The organism is Lutibacter sp. (assembly GCF_013041805.1).
Lineage (GTDB): Bacteria > Bacteroidota > Bacteroidia > Flavobacteriales > Flavobacteriaceae > Lutibacter.
This window is the reverse complement of record NZ_JABDRI010000037.1, coordinates 1-17,462: the sequence shown is the minus strand read 5'-3', so window position 1 is coordinate 17,462 and position 17,462 is coordinate 1. Positions and strand designations below refer to the sequence as shown.

Below are 17,462 nucleotides of genomic sequence, written 5' to 3'. Positions count from 1 at the left end.
AACCAACCCTCACGATCCAAACTCCTATATTGAATAGCTTCAGAAATATGTGCTGTAGAAATTTCCTCCACATTTTCAAGATCTGCTATAGTTCTAGAAACTTTTAAAATTCTGTCATACGCTCTGGCGGATAAATTTAGGCGCTCCATTGCAGTTTTTAGAAGTGTTTTACTTTCTTCATTTAATACACAAAATTTTCGAATATGTTTTACCGTCATTTGCGCATTGTAGTGCGTGTTTTTAATGTCCTTAAATCTAAGAGATTGTTTTTCTCTCGCTTTTGTAACACGTTCTCTAATTAGTTTACTTGGTTCTGCAAGTTGCTCTTCTGAAAGTTTTTCAAACGGAACAGGTGTTACTTCTATATGAATATCAATTCTATCTAACAGCGGACCAGAAATTTTACTTAAATAGCGTTGCATTTCAGCAGGTGATGAGGTAACCGGAGCATCAGGGTCATTAAAGTAACCACTAGGACTTGGATTCATACTTGCCACTAACATAAAGCTGCTTGGATACGTTACAGAAAATTTTGCTCTAGAAATGGTAACTTCTCTGTCTTCCAAAGGTTGTCGCATTACTTCTAAAACAGTTCGCTTAAACTCGGGTAATTCGTCTAAAAATAAAACGCCATTATGTGACAATGAAATTTCTCCTGGCTGTGGATATTGTCCGCCTCCGACAAGGGCTACATCTGAAATAGTGTGGTGAGGTGCTCTAAAGGGACGTTGTCCCATTAAACCAGTATCTTTTACTCTACCAACAACTGAATGTATTTTTGTGGTTTCCAATGCTTCTTGCAAGGTCATTGGAGGTAAAATTGAAGGTAATCGTTTGCTGAGCATGGTTTTTCCACTTCCTGGAGGTCCTATTAAAATAATGTTATGACCACCTGCTGCAGCAATTTCCATGGAACGTTTTACAGATTCTTGTCCTTTTACATCTGCAAAGTCAAATTCGGGATTGTCTAAATTTTTATAAAACTCCGTTCGAGTATCTATAATAGTCCTTTCTAGTGCTGTTTTTTTATCAAAAAAATTGATTACGTCTATAATGTTCTCTACACCATAAACTTCTAAATCATTAACAATGGCGGCTTCTTTAGCATTTTGTTTCGGTAGAATAAATCCTTTAAAGCCTTCTTCTCTTGCTTTTATTGCAATGGGTAATGCCCCTTTTATAGGTTGTAAACTTCCATCTAACGAAAGTTCTCCCATAATTAAATAATCTCCAATATTTTCTGATTGTATTTGGTTTGAGGCAGCTAAAACTCCAATGGCTAAAGTTAGGTCGTAAGCTGAACCTTCTTTACGCATATCTGCAGGCGCCATATTAATAGTAATTTTTTTACCTGGAAGTTTGTAGCCGTTATTATTAAGCGCAGCTGAAATTCTGTAGCTACTCTCTTTTATGGCATTATCGGGCAGGCCCACTAAATGATATCCAATGCCTTTATCAATATTTACTTCAACAATAATAGTAGTGGCTTCAACGCCGAAGACAGCGCTGCCAAAAATTTTCACTAGCATATTTTTTTCTTTTTTTTCTTAAAACTTTACGAACATCTTTTTTGTTGAATCGCGTTCAACTAACTTAGTTTTAATGATCTCAGTTTTAATATTTTCAAATTCAATTTTTCCTTCAATTTTATCAATCAATCTATTGGCCGCAACTTCACCAGTTGTATGAGCAAAACGATTAACACTTGTTAAAGGCGGACTACTATATCTTGATAAAATACCATTTGTAAACCCAACAATAGCGATATCTTCAGGAATTTGTATTCCTCTAGCGTTTAAAACTTGCGTAGCAATTGCCCCTGAAATTTCATCAATTGTAAAAATAGCGTCAACGTTATTAGTATCAAGCATGTGGTTAATACGTTCTTTTAGATTGGTTTCATCTTCTAACCTAATAATTAAATTTTCATTAGGTTCAATTCCATATTTTGTAAGGGCTTTTAAATAGCCTTTAACTCTAAACTTATTTATTTTTAAGCCTTCTGAAGTAGTAATTAATGCAATAATCTTGCATTCAGATCGCATTAAAAATCGTGTAGCTTTATAAGCACTTTTTATATTGTCAGTAACTACTTTATCACAATGTATATTTTTGTGAACACGGTCATAAAGCACTATCGGAGTTCCTTCTTCTATAATATTGTGAAAATGGTCGAAGTTTTTAGTTTTTAAGGTTTCAACTGAAAGGCAAGCAATAAATCCATCAATGGTTCCGTTTGAAAGCATTTCCATAGTATCAACCTCTTTTTTGTGAGATTCATTGGTAATGCAGGTAATAATGTTATACCCTCGTTCAGTAGTTGCCTTTTCTATGCCTCGTAAAGCTCGTGCAAAATAATAATTTAAAATATTAGGGATAATAATTCCAATAGTTTTTGTTTTTTTATTTTGTAAACTTAAGGCTAAGGTATTTGGTTTGTATTTATGCAATTTCGCATAATCTTTAATCTTTTTTTTAGTTTCATCACTAATTTCATAGCTATCATTTAAAGCTTTAGAAACTGTTGATATAGAGACGGATAATGCTTTCGCAATTTGTTTTATGGTAATTCTTTTATTCATCTTTTGGTTGAATAATTAATTTGGTTGAAACACTTATAATTTCCTCTTTATTCATTTTCATTTTTCTAAACTCTCCATTGTTGAACATTTCAGCTTGATCTTTATAGAAATTACTGAAAGGATTTCCAGATTGTCCAGTAGGTAAAATGCTAATACTATTTTCAACATCTGAAAAGTCAATAACTCTTCTAGTTGAAGGCCCATCGGTTACCTTATATAATCCGGTATTATCGTATTCGTAGCCTCTATTGTTAATTACTTCTCTAGCCCCATTTATTGGAAATGGACCTACATTAAAGTAACTTTTTAATGCATCTACAGTTCCTAAAGGATGCTCATGCTCTAAGGTATGAACTTTTCCCCAATTCCAAGTTGTCATATCACTTCCCAATTGCTTTTCGAGTGATGTTACAGTTTCAATTAATACGCTTGAAAGAATAGCTTTTTTATCTTCTATTTTATCAGAAGTATGTACGTTATTCCACCAAATTGAAGTGTCTTTTTTTAGTTGGTTTGCAATGGCTCTTTTAGATAAATGTGTATCTAAAAATTGTTTAAATAATTCTTCACCTAGTTCATCTTCATAAGTGTTTTTTAAATAAAGATAAATAAGTTTGTTATAAATAGTTGGGGCGATAGCATCTAATGTATTTGACCCATCCCATAGCTGAAGAATTTCAAGTGCTTTTTGCTCTTTTTCGTTGAATGTGCTATTGGCTAAAGTTGATGTAAACTCTTTTATAATACTTGGTGAAACAGATGAGGTAACATCATTAATCATTTCAGCAATGGATTCTTTATCCCAATCATTTTTTGGTTCTAATAACTCTACAATTCGTCTTCCTCTATCTTCTGGCAAATAATAACCTGGATATAAGATATTCGCAATAGTATCTGGCTGGTTGTTTGCTGAATACACATAATTCCAACTTGGATTCTCAGCCATTGGATTTTGATTAAAACTTAAATATTCAGTAGGTTCGTCTTCACCTGATGCGCCATTTAAAATAAATTTAGAATTTACATGTGGTTTGTGTTTATATAATTTTCCAGTAGCCCACCAAGCAACATTTCCTTTCGCATCTCCATACATTACATTTAAGCCAGGAGCGTGAATCATAGCAGCACCTTTTTTAACGTCACTCATTTCTTTAGCTCTTGAAATGTTATAAAGAGCACTTAACATTTTACCTTCAAATTGTGTGAAAACCCATGACATAGCAATAAGTGAAGTTTGAGAAATAGCATCAACAACATCATTCATTATTGGACCGTGATTGGTGCTTCTAACTTCAACTAGTACATCTTCTGCATCTTTAACTTTAATTGTTTTTTGCACTTTTTGAAAGTTAGCATATCCGTTAGGTGTTTTATATTTATTTTGATCTGTTGGGTGATTTTCTTCTTTATAAAAGTCAATATCATCATTTTCAAACATTGTTAAGCCATAAGCGTAATTTCTATTATGTCCTAATAAAGGGAATGGAACTCCCGCTAAATGATACCCATATAATTCGTAATTTGGAGTTGAAATATGAGCTTCATACCAAACTGCTGGTTGAGAAAAACTAATATGAGGATCGTTTGCAAACAACACTTTTCCTGTACTTGTTTTTTTAGGTGAAACTACCCAACTATTGCTTCCAATAAATGGAGGTATTGGATTGTTCTTCATTATTTCATTAATAGTTGAAACCATTTCAGAATAACTCTCAGTTTCTGGATTGGCATTTTTGATCAGTACTGTATTAGGATTAATATCTATATCTAATTCTTTTAAATAACTATCACCTAGTTTCTCTTTTAGAACACTTAAAAATGGATCTGTTTTTTGTGCCATTGCAAAACTGAAAGACATATAACCCATAATATTATAAACATCATTCAATTGATAGTGTTCTTTTTCAACTCCAATTAAAGTAAATTCTATAGGAGTAGGACCATTGTCAATAAATTGATTTACGCCACTTAAATAGGCCATAGCTAATTTATAAACTTCGCTATTTGTGTCAAGGTTTTTAATTGATTTTTCTGAAGCTTCTTCAATTCCCAAACTCACAAAAAACTGATCGTTTTTTAACATTTTCTCACCAAAAATTTCAGACAATCTACCAGGGGCTATTCTTCGCATTAATTCCATTTGCCAAAGGCGGTCTTGCGCATGAACATATCCTAAGGCGGTTATTGCGTCCAATTCATTTTCAGCATAAATATGTGGGATTCCATAGTCATCAAAATAAACAGCGGTTTCTTTTGATATATCTACTAAAGAAATAGAACCAGAATAGGAAGGTTTTAAGCTGTTATAATAGATATAACCACCAATAGTTATAATTATAATTAGTGTAACTAAAACAACCAGAATTTTTTTTAAAATACGCATTTAAAAGTGATTTGACTTAGTACCTTCAAAGATAGTATTTTAAATCTTACGAAACTAAATAGTAAGAAATATTTGTCTATATGTAAAATAAACTTTACATTTGAAATCTAAATAGTAATTAAAATGAATTCAAGATTTTTATTTTCGCATAAGTTAAAACCATTAGGTTGGCTTTTATTATTGATAGGTTTATGTTTTGGAATTTTTTTAATGATTAATGATTTTGATTATTTTGATTTAGAAATTAAAGTTTTTCCATTAGTCTCAGATGGTGGATTTTTTTCGCCAAATAAACCTTTGGAATGGAGCACTAATAATATTGCAGATGAACTTGTTGCAATAGTGATAATTTTTGGAGGTATTTTAGTGGCATTTTCTAAAACAAAAGATGAAGATGAGTACATTTCAAAAATTAGAATGGAATCCTTAATTTGGGCAACTTATGTAAATTATGGCGTTTTAATTTTAGCGATACTTTTTGTTTTTGATTTGAGTTTTTTTAATGTATTAATTTACAATATGTTTACGGTTTTATTGTTTTTTATTGTACGTTTTCATTATGTGTTATATAAATCTAAAAAGGTAATTGAAGATGAATAATACATTAAAAGTAGAACGTGCAATTCATAATATAACGCAAGCTAAATTGGCCGAAATGATTGGTGTAAGCAGGCAAACAGTGAATGCTATGGAGTTAAATAAATATGTTCCTTCAACTGTTTTGGCTTTAAAAATATCTAATATATTTAAAAAGCCGGTTAACGAAATTTTCTTTTTAGATAATAACGATTAAAGGTATTTTTCTTTAATTACTTTTAAATGATGCAATTGATGACCTGCAATTATAAAGCCTAGCGCTCTTACGCTCATTTCACTACCGTTTGCTAAACCAGAAATTGTTAACATTTCATTTGAAAAACTCTTAAATAAAGAAATAGTGGTTTTTCTCAAATTGTTAAATTCTTCAAGAATAGCTACAATTTCTCTATCATTTGCATTCGAATTAGTTACATACCAATTCTCATCAAAACCTGATAATTCTGTAGTGTCATTTCTCGAAAATCTTAAAGCTCTATAACTCATTATGCGTTCTGTGTCTATTAAATGTTGAATCAACTCTTTAATAGTCCATTTATCTTCTGCATAACGGTAAGTTAATTTTTGCTCAGGTAAGTTTTTCACTGTATTTAAAAAATCTTCAAAAGAAGTATTTAGAATTTCTATAAGTTCAACATTTCCTAAATCTTCAATATAAATTTTGTAATAAGGGTTGTATTCGTTCTCTCCAATTTGATGTGCTGTCATAGTTATGCTGAGTTTCTACTTGCATTAATATTTCCAAATAAGGATCGTGTTACCATTTTTTCGTACACTTTTAATAAATCCATATCAGGATTTTTTTGTTTTTGAATTTCCTGAATTTTAAGCAAAGCAAATTGTTGAATTGTGAGTAATGGCAATACAATATGCTCTCGAATATCAATAGAGGCTTTTCCAACTTTATTACTCTGCATTAATTCATCATAATCCGACAGCTTTAGAATTAAGCGTTTTGAAGTTTCATATTCTTGATGAATTAGTTTCCAAAATTCCCCAAATTCTTCATCTTTGGCCATATATTCAGTTAAGGTAAAAAATGATTTTGATAAGGCCATCATGCTATTTCCTATCAAAGTTTTGAAGAAATCATTCGTATTATACAAGTTCTTTACTTTTTCAAATTCACCATTATCTTCATATTTTTTTAGCGCTGTGCCAACACCATAAAACCCCGGAACATTTTGTTTTAATTGACTCCAAGAACCTACAAACGGAATTGCGCGTAAATCAGAGAAATTTAATTCAGCTGATTTTGAACGTTTAGAAGGGCGACTTCCAATGTTCGTTTTTCCGTAATATTTTAAAGTACTCATATGCTCTAGATATGGCATAAATTTCGGATGATTTTTAAAGTCAACATAGGCATTATAACTGGTGGTTGCTAGGTCATCCATGATGTTGGCATCACTTTTAGTCATGATGTTATTTGTGTTGCTAAATAATTCATTTGAGATACCAGCACTTAACAATTGTTCAATATTGTACTGAGAAGAATCTAACGTTCCAAAATTTGAGCTAATAGTTTGACCTTGAACAGTTAATTGTATTTCTTCATCTTCAATTGTTGGACCTTGTGAAGCATAAAATTGATGAGTTTTACCTCCACCACGAGCAGGTGGACCTCCACGACCATCAAAAAATATTACTTTTATATTGTGTTTTCTAGATATTTCTGTCAAATGTTCTTTCGCTCTAAAAATTGACCAGTTTGCCATTAAGTAACCTCCATCTTTAGTCCCGTCAGAAAAACCTAGCATAATTGTTTGCTTGTTATTCCTATTTTTGAGATGCTCTCTATAGATGTTATTTGCATATAACTTTTCCATAACACTTGGCGCATTGGATAAATCATCAACAGTTTCAAAAAGTGGAATAATATCAGCCGTTATAGTATGTTTAAAACCACATAAATTAAACATAGCAAATGTTTCCATAACATTGATAGCTGTTTGGTTATTGCTTATAATATACCTGTTAGAGCCTTTTTCTCCATTGTTTTTTTGGATCGTTTTAATAGCATGAATAGAACTTAATGTTTTAACTGCCATTTCATTTTTGAAAATAGAAATATCTACAGTACCTTCTACTTTAGAAAGAATTTCTAGTTGTTCATTTTCAGAAAGTTTCAAATAATTTTCAGGAAATAATGTACTGCCGTGGTGTTGTAATGTTGTTACAATTTCAGAGAATACATTGTGGTGAACTCTACTATCTTGTCTTATATCTAATGAAGCAAAATGGTACCCAAATAAGTGAACTTTGTTTATTAAATCATTAATTTCAGTAATGTATAAAGATTGATGTTTAGTGATGAGTATTTCTTTAATTTGCTGTAACTTATTCTTAAATTCTTCAAGCGAAATCATAGTATTTGCTTCAGGATTTACACTATTTTCAAAAAGCAAGTTTTCTAATTCAAATATAATTTCTTCAACGCCGGAAAAGGTTAATCGTCTTTTTAAAAGCCGAATATCTTTATGGTAACTTTTAAGTACTGCTTGTTTTAAACGCTGCGCTACATTTAAGGTGATTTCTGTTGTTACAAACGGATTTCCGTCTCTATCTCCACCTGGCCAAAAACCTAAATTAATAATCTCATTATCAATTTGTTGATTGTCATATATATTGCTTTGTATGTAGTTGTAAACTTGAGAAATAGATTGGTAAAATACATTTTCTAAATACCAAATGAGTCGAACGGCCTCATCAAAAGGAGATGGTTTTTCGTGTTTAAAAAAGGGTGTTTTTCCTAGTTGAGCTAATAGTTGATTTATTAAAAGTAGGTCGTTTTTTTGTATGGCTTCTGTCAAATCAGTGATAATTCCTAATACAGATCCCGGATAAAATTGCGTAGGGTGTGCTGTTAAAACAACACGAACTTTAAAATCATCTAAATGCTTTTTTAACGCTTCTTTTTTATTTTCCATAGCAGCTGTTTCTTTACTATTTCGTAAAGTACCAACACCATCCATATTATTCACTATAGGAAATGCAGCATCTTCAATTGCATCAAATAAAACAACTTGTCGCTCTATATATTGAATGAACTTGAAGAGTAAATTTATTTTTTCTTTTTCTGAAGGGTTTTCTTGATAGGTTTTAAAGAAATTTTCTACAATTTCAGAAGGGTTTAACTTACTTGCAAATCCGTTTTTACAAACATCATGAAATAATGGAAGCAATACACCAGTTTTGGAGATTGCATCAAACGGAAGTGTCATAAATATACTATTATATATTTGGTATTTTGCTAGTACATTTTCGTTAAACCTATTTAGTTTTGGTTGTTTGTGCATATTTTAAAATTAAAATGTGGAAATTACAAAAAGCTTCGTTTAAATAGTCAGAATTAAAAGTTAATTTAACGAAATCGTTTTTTGGAACTGCGTTAAAGAGGATTTTTAGCTCTCACTCTGTATAAGTCTGATACTTTAAAAAAAGATTGTTTTAAAATCGAATTTTGGTAGAAGCGATTGTAGGAATCGTAAATAAATTTGGTTGGAGGCTGATCTAAATTACATATTGGAATTGTAAAAAAGTTCTCTTCAATGCTATTTTGATTTAATATAATAAAATTGAACGACTTTAAATTTAATCTATTATTAATTATGAAAGGACTATTTAAATCGGGTGAAACTATTGTTGATGTGTAAATACTTGTTGGGATGGTAGATTTTTTATTTTTCAGTTCATTCTCTTGGGAAATTCCCAACACGAAAGAAAATAAAAAAATTAGAGTTACTAGTTTTTGCATTGAAATTAATATTTATTTAAAAGTTCAACTTAACTTATAAAGTTATGATTTTATTTTTAAAATAGCGGAAGTATTTTTTTCTACTTTGAATCTAGTATCTAATCGTTTTCCAATAACCCATACAATATCATTATTTGAGCATAAAACCCAAGTACTTTCTTTATCTAAAAGCGATAATTTTTCATCTTTAAAATACTTACTTAACTTCTTTTTTCCTTGTAAACCAATTGGATAAAAGTAATCACCCTTTTTCCATTTTCTTATCGTTAAAGGGTACTCAATTTTATTCGCATCAATAGAAATTGTATTTACATCATCAAAAATTAATTGGTCTAACACTTTATTTTGATTGTTTTTAGTGTCAAACGGAATCATATGCGTTTCAAATTTCAAAGAAATAGGATTATTAATTTCCTTTGTGTTTTCATTAATTTGATAATTTTCAATCTCTTTTGGAAATTCAATTTTAGATAAAATTAAACTATCTCTATTTTTTAATAAACGATGCGTTTTACTATAAACTTGTTTACCACTTTGTGCATCTAATAAATTAGAAACATCATCCCATTCTGTAAACCCATATGTGTTTAAAAGTTGGTATAAATACACTTTAGGCTCACTTAATTTTTTTAAGGCTAAAATATTAAAATGGATCTCTTCTCCTTCAGTTTTACTTACCTTTTGAAGAACGTTATGGACTCTATCTTTTACAATTTGCTGGCTTCCCTTTAAATTCTCAATAGTAGAATTAACAGAATTTAATAAATTAGGATTCAGCTCTTTAAGAAAAGGAACTACCTTATGTCTAATTTTATTTCGCACATATTTTATAGATGAGTTCGAACTATCTTCACGCCATTGTAATTTTTTTCTGGTAGCATAAATAATAAGATCATTTCTACTAAAAGGTAGCAAAGGACGTACAATATTTTTATTAACTTCAGGTATTCCAGTTAAGCCATCTAATCCAGTTCCACGCGTTAAATTAATTAAAAAAGTTTCAATAACATCATCTTTTTGATGGGCAGTTATAATATAATCAAGCTTGTTTTCACTACATATTTTTTCAAACCAATTATAACGTAAATCGCGTGCTGCCATTTGAGTTGAAATTCCTTTTTTTGCAGCATATTTTTCAGTGTCAAATTGAATAGTAAATGCAGGGATGTTCAATTTTTTTCCTAATTCTATAATAAATTGCTCATCTCCATTACTTTCTTTTCCTCTTAAAGAAAAATTGCAATGCGCTAATGAAATTGAAAATTTTAATTTGTACAATAAATGTGTGAGCACAATACTATCAATTCCTCCAGAAACTGCAATTAATAGTTTTTTACCCTTTAAAAATGGTAAGTTTTGATTGATATGTTTTTCTAATTCAGCTTTCATAACTATATGAAGTAAATATACTTATTTAGTGTTTAATAAAACTTGTTTCATAGCTTTTGCTTTTAACAAACATTCTTCATACTCTTTTTCAGGAGTCGATTGGGCAGTAATCGCCCCACCAACTGAATATGAAACATATTTTTTTGTAGCATTGTATAAAATACTTCTTATAATAACGTTAAAATCAAAATCTCCTGTTGGTGTAAAATAACCAACTGCACCAGAATATAAGCCGCGTTTTGTCTCTTCTAGTTCTTCGATAATTTTTAATGCAGAAATTTTTGGCGCTCCAGTCATGCTGCCCATTGGAAAAGTAGCTTTTACAATATCAACAGGGTGTGTAGTAGTTTTTACTTTACAAGAAACTGTTGAAATTAGTTGATGTACTTGTTTAAAAGTATATACTTTGCATAATTCATCTACTTTAACAGATCGCTTAATTGCGAAACGTGATAAATCGTTTCGAACTAAATCGACAATCATAATATTTTCAGCTCGTTCTTTTGGGTTTTTTTCTAAAGCTTTAATCAACTTTAAATCTTCTTCTTTTGAATTGGCTCTTTTTTCGGTTCCTTTAATGGGTTGAGAAATAACAAGTTCTCCTTCTTTTTTTAGATAACGTTCAGGTGAAGCAGAAAGTAAGTAGTTGTTATCTGTTTTTAGAAAGGTAGCAAAAGGAGGAGTAGAAATCTCATTTAAACTTTGATAAACTTCTAGCGGATTTATGGTTGTATTTTCACTATAAAATTCTTGACAAAAATTAGCCTCATAAATGTCACCTCTATGGATATGGTTTAATAATGAATTTAATTTTTTATAATATTCATCTTTATGAATTCGAAGTTTGATTTTAATAGTATTTGTTGTTAGTTGTTGGCTGTAAGTTGCGGATTGGATATTTCTCAAATCATGATCAATTTCGTCTTCACAATTTGAAACGTATTTAATTTCAAGCATATTATCTTTTATGAGGAAGATTTTTTTAGGCTGAAAAAAGAATAAATCGGAAAAATGTAAGCCATCATAATTAGATGAGGTTAAATTTTCCACATCATTTTTCAAATCGTATCCTAAATAACCAAAAATATAATCGTTTACTGTAGATTGATATTCTTTTAATTGCTGAAAAGCATTTGTATAGGATGTTTCAATTTTCGAGATAGTATCTACAGCAAGAACTGCATCAAAACTAGATTGCTTTTGAGGGTAGTTATTGCTATCTAACCAAATAGCTGTTTTAAACTGTTGCGCCCATTGTAAAAGTTGTGTTTTAAATTCAGATATAGTGTCAATATGAATTTTATAACTAGTTCGTTGCATAAAAACAAAAATAGAAAAGTCCTTTCATATGAAAGGACTTTTTTTTAGAATGTTCTGTTTTTATTTTTTAACTATGAATAGCTCTGTCATTTACTGCTAAACAAGCTTCTTTAAAAGCTTCGGTAAACGTTGGGTGTGCGTGAGATGAACGAGCAATATCTTCAGAGGAAGCTCTAAATTCCATAGCAATTACAGCTTCAGCAATCATATCAGCTGCTCTAGCGCCTATCATATGAACACCAAGAATTTCATCAGTTTTAGCATCAGCTAGTACTTTAATTTGACCGTCTAAATCCATACTAACTCTCGCTCTACCTAAAGCACGCATAGCAAAACTTCCAGACTTATAGTTTACACCAGCTTCTTTAAGCTGTTCTTCAGTTTGGCCAACAGAAGCAACTTCAGGCCAAGTATAAACAACTCCAGGAATTAAATTATAGTTAATATGTGGTTTTTGTCCTGCAATTAATTCAGCAACCATGGTGCCTTCTTCTTCAGCTTTGTGAGCTAGCATAGCACCTTTAACAACATCGCCAATTGCATAAATATTTGATACATTAGTTTGCAACTGATCATTAGTTTCTATTTGACCACGTTCAGAAACTTTAATATCAATATTTTCCAACCCTAAGCCTTGAGTATAAGGTTTTCTTCCTACTGAAATTAAGGAATAATCACCTTTAAATTCGACTAGATTTCCTTTTTTATCTTCAGCAGTAATAACTACTTCTTTTCCAGTATTTTTTACTGAAGTTACTTTATGACTAGTATAAAACTTAATGCCTTGTTTTTTTAACGATTTTTGTAACTCTTTACTTAACATATTATCCATTCCTGGAGTAATAGTTGGCATAAATTCAATAACAGAAACATCAGCGCCTAACCGTTTATAAACCGACCCCATTTCTAAACCAATAACACCTCCACCAATTACAATTAAATGCTTAGGAATTTCCGTTAAATTTAGAGCTTCTGTTGAGGTTATAATACGTTTTTTATCTAGTTCAATAAAGGGTAAAGTTGATGGTTTTGAACCGGTAGCAATAATTGTTTTTGTTGCTTCAATTTCTTCAACACTCCCATCAGATTTTGTAATGGTAATATGTGTAGCATCTTTAAAACTTCCAACACCTTGAAAAACATCAATATTATTTTTATCCATCAAATAGTTAATACCACCAGATGTTTGCGCAACTACTTCATTTTTATGATGAACCATTTGCTTAAAATCTATGGTTAAATTAGTTGTATTAATTCCGTGAGTTGAAAAGTGTTTGGTAGCGTCATAATAGTGATGTGAAGATGCTAATAAAGCTTTTGATGGAATGCATCCCACATTTAAACAAGTTCCGCCGAGTGTATTATATTTTTCAATAATCGCTGTTTTTAGTCCTAATTGTGCGCATCTAATTGCCGCAACATACCCTCCAGGTCCTGAGCCAATAATGGCCACTTCATATGTATTCATAAGTAACTTTTAATTTAAATAGAATACAAAAATAGAGTTTTTATCTGTCTATTTATGAAAGAATTAAAAATTTTATTTAAAATCAGTATAAATAATAATAACTATCAAAAAATATGTATTTTATGATAAAAGTCATACAAATCCTCAAATAGGTATTGTTATCTTTTTAGTCCATTTGTTAAAGAATGTTAACCAATTGTTAATTTTTTTTTTAAAAAACGCCGTACGCCTCTTTTTTAAAGGTTTTATGAGATATATTTGTTGTTGTAAAGAGAAAATGCATCCCCACATTACTCAAATTTTTTAACCGTTAATTTATCAACATATAGGTGTTGGTAAAGTGAGTCATCTAAAATATTTAAATTATTTTTAGAATGATTGCATGGCTTAAAAGTATAAAAAAATAAAAATCATTAGCTTGATTTTTGAGTTAGATTAAACTAAATAATTATGAAAAGTACAACTGTAATATCTTTAATGAAGTATTTCATTTTAGGTTGTTTTTTAGTGTTAAGTATAAATCATCTATCTGCACAAAGTTCAAATATTTATGAACTTACAGAACAAGATTTTCAGAACGCATCAATTTCAAAAAAAGTTGCTAAAAGTTCTAGGTCGGTAAAATCAACTAATGATTTTAGACAAGGGTTTTTTGATTTAAAGAAAGGTTTGAAGCCAACTATATACGTTAATAAGAATAAAATTAAAAAAGTTTCTGGAGAAGCATCTCCATTAATTTTGAAATATCAAAATTCTTCTTCTTTAGAAGCCTTAAAAGGAAATAGTTCACGGTTAAAAAATGTTGAACTGTTAACTATTAAAATTAAAAATCAAAGTGAATTTAACAATCGTTTTGATTTCTCAAGTATTGATGGCTTTGATAGTTTAAAATACATTTATATACAATGCAGTTATAAGTGTACAGCAAATGATATTAGTTCATTTATTTTAAATGCAGATCCTAAGATTATTATTTTCTATATGGTAAGTAACCCATCATAAATTAGTTTTAGGACATTAAAAATTTTTAGACATGAAAAAAAATTACTTCTTAAAGTCACATACTTTCAAAAAACTAGTTAGGTTAGGATTATTAGCATTTGTGTTAATAATTTTTAGCTTTAATAGTTATAGTCAAGTAAGAGTTCCATTCACGCCAAGAGCCTCTGAATTTACACCTGAAAATACTACATACCATGTTAAAGGAGATTTCTCAATGTTAGGGAATACTAACCTTACCCTAGTTGATTATGACAAAGACGAAGATAATGGGTACAATGACATGAGATATGTAGATATTGATACCGACAATAACACTTGGAACTCGTCTTCATCAATTTTAGAGTTTTCTACTGAAAATAATGCAAACCCTGAATGTTCAAATATACTTTTTGCTGGTCTGTATTGGACAGGTAGAGCTGGATCTTCAGATACTTTCCAAGTTACAAAAGAATTTCCAACAGGTGAATTTGAAGATGTAGAAGTAACTGATTCTGAAAGAATTTATGATAATAAAGATATTCCGAACACAAATTATGAACTAAAGATAAGCCGTTCAGGCGATAGCAATAACAGAATTATTACCTACACATTTCAGTCTTCTGAAGATGGAGATGATAAAATTGCATTTATTCATTATAATAATAATGGAACACAATTACTTAAAATATCTATTAATGATGGTCCAATTCAGGATTTTATGGATGAATCAGATGGGGATGATGTTCATAGAGATTATACCAATTTAAACCCGGCATATGTTATTTTTTCAGATGCTAATTATACGCTTAAACTTACAAGATTAGAAAGAGATGGTGCCAATTCTGATGACGATGCACCAACAAGTGCATTTGTAGATATAACATATTTAAAATCAGTACCTAAAACAATTGAGGTTGTAAAAGATTTTGATAAACGTAAAGTTTCTTTAAAAGGGCCAAACTCTTCAAGTTATTCTACAATAACCGCAAATACAAATGATATTTATTATCCAACAACTGAGGATGGTAGCATGTTTTCTGCTTTTTCAGAAATTACTGAATATGTAAGAGAGAATGGAATAGGTGAATATTTTGTTGCTGATATAGCTTTGTTAGAAGGCGATGGAGGCGGAACAGGATATTACGGTGGTTGGGGTATGGTTGTTGTTTATGAAAATTCAAAAATGAAATGGCGTGATGTTACTGTTTTTGATGGCCATGCATATGTTCAAGGAAGCACTACTATTAGCCATACACTAGACGTAGAAGGATTTCAAGCTGTTCAAACAGGGGATGTTAATTTTAAGTTAGGTTTAATTGCAGGTGAAGGAGATAGAAATATTACTGGTGATTATTTTCAAATTCAAAAACAATCAGATGGTCAATATGTAAATTTAAAGCACTCAGAAAATGAATTTACTAACTTTTTTAATTCATCTATTGAGACAGATACGAATGTTAGAGACCCTGAACTTAATAATAATACTGGGATAGATATTGTAAAATTTGAAATAGATAATAATAATAATGAGGTTATTTCAAATAATCAAACATCAACACGTTTTAGGTACGGGTCTACACAAGATACTTATGTGATTTTTAATATTACATACTCAGTAGACTCTTATATACCAGAGCCTGAAGGTGTAATTACAGTTAGTGAAATTAATCATGTGGTATATCCAACAGTTTTAAATGTATTGCCAGGAGAAGAAATAGAATACACTCTTACTTTAAAGAATAAAGGTACAGAGGCAATTAATGATTTATTCATTAGTATTCCAGTACCTTATACTTCGACGTATATACCTTCAAGTATTGAGTTTACAGTAAATGCACCTTTATCTACAACAAATGTACCCTACTTTGATCCATCAGCCGGAGCAACCGGTTCTGTTATTTGGGATGTAGGAACGTTGCCTATGCCTTTTGACCCAGCTGATGTTTTAGCTACTTTAACATATAAATTAAGAGCAACAACAGATTGTGGCCTCTTGGTTAATACTATGTGTGATTCTCAGGTTGCATTAAACGGAACGATTAGTGGTACCGGTGTAACAACATCAACTTCATTTACCCAACTTCTATACCAAGGGTACGAAACATCAGGCCCTTGTGAAGGAGAACCAATCCCAACACCTATTATTGTTTATATAGATGGTCAAGATTATGTAGATGCAAATTGTAGTAATTATGTACCAATTCGGGATTTTACATTTTGTAATTATGAAAGCAATCAAATACAAATTTCAGAAGTACAAGCAGAATTTCCAACAGGATCAAGGTATTATAATGAATATCCAGTAACAAGTTCATCAATAGAATATACTGCTTTAAATCCTTTTCCAGCTGTAACTGCTACATATTTTGCAGTCCCTCCTGGTTCTACTCTTTGTTTTTATGAATTTACAAATCATGTTTTACAACAAGATGATTTACCAACAACAAGTAATATAAATTATTGTAAAAATAGTACTGCTAGTCCTTTAACAGCAATAGGAAATGGGCTATTATGGTATACAAATGCTGCAGGTGGAACAGGAAGTTCAACTGCACCAACACCTAGTACTTCTGATGTTGGAGATACAACATATTATGTTACTCAAACAAGTGAAGATACGTGTGAAAGTGAAAGAGTAGCTTTAGTTGTGACGGTTCACGAACCACCATATGCTGGTTCAGATGGAACCTTAACATTGTGTGAAGGAGCTATTCCAACAGAATTAGAGTTATATAATGCGTTAGGTGATACACCAGATGCAGGAGGAGTTTGGACAAATAGTGGCTTGGTTTATACGTATACTCTAGCAGCTACAGATTATTGTTCATCAGATACATCTACGGTAACAGTTAACTTTATAAATGTAACAGCCAATGCAGGAGCAGATGCAACGATTAACTGTACCAATACCACGGCACAGTTAACAGCAACAGGTGGAGTTTCTTACTCTTGGTCACCAGCAACAGGATTAAGTGCAACGAATAT

General features: G+C 30.7%; 13 protein-coding genes. 4 read left to right on the top strand and 9 right to left on the bottom strand.

Annotated elements, in window-relative coordinates; translation table 11 throughout:
* From HKP59_RS05720 to HKP59_RS05710, 3 genes are all read right to left on the bottom strand, one after another.
* Positions 1-1,529, bottom strand: a 1,529-nt coding sequence (locus HKP59_RS05720; RefSeq protein WP_291804410.1) for a YifB family Mg chelatase-like AAA ATPase, incomplete at its 3' end; no start/stop codon positions are given.
* 18 nt (positions 1,530-1,547) lie between these two features.
* On the bottom strand, positions 1,548-2,582 hold the full coding sequence (locus HKP59_RS05715; RefSeq protein WP_291804409.1) for a LacI family DNA-binding transcriptional regulator: 1,035 nt from the start codon (positions 2,580-2,582) through the stop codon (positions 1,548-1,550).
* Positions 2,575-4,965 (bottom strand): penicillin acylase family protein, encoded by a 2,391-nt coding sequence (locus HKP59_RS05710; protein ID WP_291804408.1) that lies wholly within the window; start codon positions 4,963-4,965, stop codon positions 2,575-2,577. Before HKP59_RS05710 ends, HKP59_RS05715 begins: the two co-directional genes overlap by 8 nt.
* A gap of 123 nt (positions 4,966-5,088) precedes the next feature.
* On the opposite strand from HKP59_RS05710, the gene HKP59_RS05705 reads away from it, so the two are divergent.
* Both HKP59_RS05705 and HKP59_RS05700 read left to right on the top strand, forming a co-directional pair.
* A complete protein-coding gene (locus HKP59_RS05705; RefSeq protein ID WP_291804405.1) occupies positions 5,089-5,565 on the top strand; it encodes a hypothetical protein in 477 nt (158 codons plus the stop codon).
* Complete coding sequence (locus HKP59_RS05700) at positions 5,558-5,758, top strand: helix-turn-helix transcriptional regulator (protein WP_291804402.1); 201 nt, start codon at positions 5,558-5,560, stop codon at positions 5,756-5,758. The genes HKP59_RS05705 and HKP59_RS05700 overlap by 8 nt, the downstream gene beginning before the upstream one ends.
* Here the strand turns inward: HKP59_RS05700 and HKP59_RS05695 are convergent.
* From HKP59_RS05695 to lpdA, 6 genes are all read right to left on the bottom strand, one after another.
* Entirely contained in the window at positions 5,755-6,270 is a 516-nt protein-coding gene (locus HKP59_RS05695) for a DinB family protein (RefSeq protein WP_291804399.1), read from the bottom strand. The genes HKP59_RS05700 and HKP59_RS05695 overlap by 4 nt on opposite strands.
* Positions 6,271-6,272: 2 nt before the next feature.
* Positions 6,273-8,861, bottom strand: a complete 2,589-nt coding sequence (locus tag HKP59_RS05690) for a phosphoenolpyruvate carboxylase (protein ID WP_291804397.1) — start codon at positions 8,859-8,861, stop codon at positions 6,273-6,275.
* A gap of 92 nt (positions 8,862-8,953) precedes the next feature.
* Positions 8,954-9,319: a hypothetical protein gene (locus tag HKP59_RS05685; protein ID WP_291804395.1), complete on the bottom strand. Its 366-nt coding sequence runs from the start codon at positions 9,317-9,319 to the stop codon at positions 8,954-8,956.
* Between the two features lie 42 nt (positions 9,320-9,361).
* Entirely contained in the window at positions 9,362-10,708 is a 1,347-nt protein-coding gene (tilS, locus tag HKP59_RS05680) for a tRNA lysidine(34) synthetase TilS (RefSeq protein WP_291804393.1), read from the bottom strand.
* A 21-nt stretch (positions 10,709-10,729) separates the two neighbouring features.
* Positions 10,730-12,028 (bottom strand): aminodeoxychorismate synthase component I, encoded by a 1,299-nt coding sequence (gene pabB / locus HKP59_RS05675; protein WP_291804391.1) that lies wholly within the window; start codon positions 12,026-12,028, stop codon positions 10,730-10,732.
* Between the two features lie 67 nt (positions 12,029-12,095).
* The gene (gene lpdA / locus HKP59_RS05670) at positions 12,096-13,496 is read right to left on the bottom strand and encodes a dihydrolipoyl dehydrogenase (RefSeq protein ID WP_291804390.1); all 1,401 of its coding nucleotides are present in this window, start codon (positions 13,494-13,496) and stop codon (positions 12,096-12,098) included.
* Positions 13,497-13,946: 450 nt separating this feature from the next.
* On the opposite strand from lpdA, the gene HKP59_RS05665 reads away from it, so the two are divergent.
* Positions 13,947-14,498 carry a hypothetical protein gene (locus HKP59_RS05665; protein ID WP_291804389.1) on the top strand — a complete coding sequence of 184 codons (552 nt, stop codon included), beginning with the start codon at positions 13,947-13,949 and terminating at the stop codon, positions 14,496-14,498.
* Between the two features lie 31 nt (positions 14,499-14,529).
* On the top strand, positions 14,530-17,462 hold a 2,933-nt coding region (locus tag HKP59_RS05660), incomplete at its 3' end, for a hypothetical protein (protein WP_291804387.1).

Bases quoted from the DNA above. Each gene is read 5' to 3' on its own strand.
- HKP59_RS05715 (WP_291804409.1), bottom strand. From the start codon at position 2,582: ATGAATAAAAGAATTACCATAAAACAAATTGCGAAAGCATTATCCGTC.
- HKP59_RS05710 (WP_291804408.1), bottom strand. From the start codon at position 4,965: ATGCGTATTTTAAAAAAAATTCTGGTTGTTTTAGTTACACTAATTATA.
- HKP59_RS05705 (WP_291804405.1), top strand. From the start codon at position 5,089: ATGAATTCAAGATTTTTATTTTCGCATAAGTTAAAACCATTAGGTTGG.
- HKP59_RS05700 (WP_291804402.1), top strand. From the start codon at position 5,558: ATGAATAATACATTAAAAGTAGAACGTGCAATTCATAATATAACGCAA.
- HKP59_RS05695 (WP_291804399.1), bottom strand. From the start codon at position 6,270: ATGACAGCACATCAAATTGGAGAGAACGAATACAACCCTTATTACAAA.
- HKP59_RS05690 (WP_291804397.1), bottom strand. From the start codon at position 8,861: ATGCACAAACAACCAAAACTAAATAGGTTTAACGAAAATGTACTAGCA.
- HKP59_RS05685 (WP_291804395.1), bottom strand. From the start codon at position 9,319: ATGCAAAAACTAGTAACTCTAATTTTTTTATTTTCTTTCGTGTTGGGA.
- tilS (WP_291804393.1), bottom strand. From the start codon at position 10,708: ATGAAAGCTGAATTAGAAAAACATATCAATCAAAACTTACCATTTTTA.
- pabB (WP_291804391.1), bottom strand. From the start codon at position 12,028: ATGCAACGAACTAGTTATAAAATTCATATTGACACTATATCTGAATTT.
- lpdA (WP_291804390.1), bottom strand. From the start codon at position 13,496: ATGAATACATATGAAGTGGCCATTATTGGCTCAGGACCTGGAGGGTAT.
- HKP59_RS05665 (WP_291804389.1), top strand. From the start codon at position 13,947: ATGAAAAGTACAACTGTAATATCTTTAATGAAGTATTTCATTTTAGGT.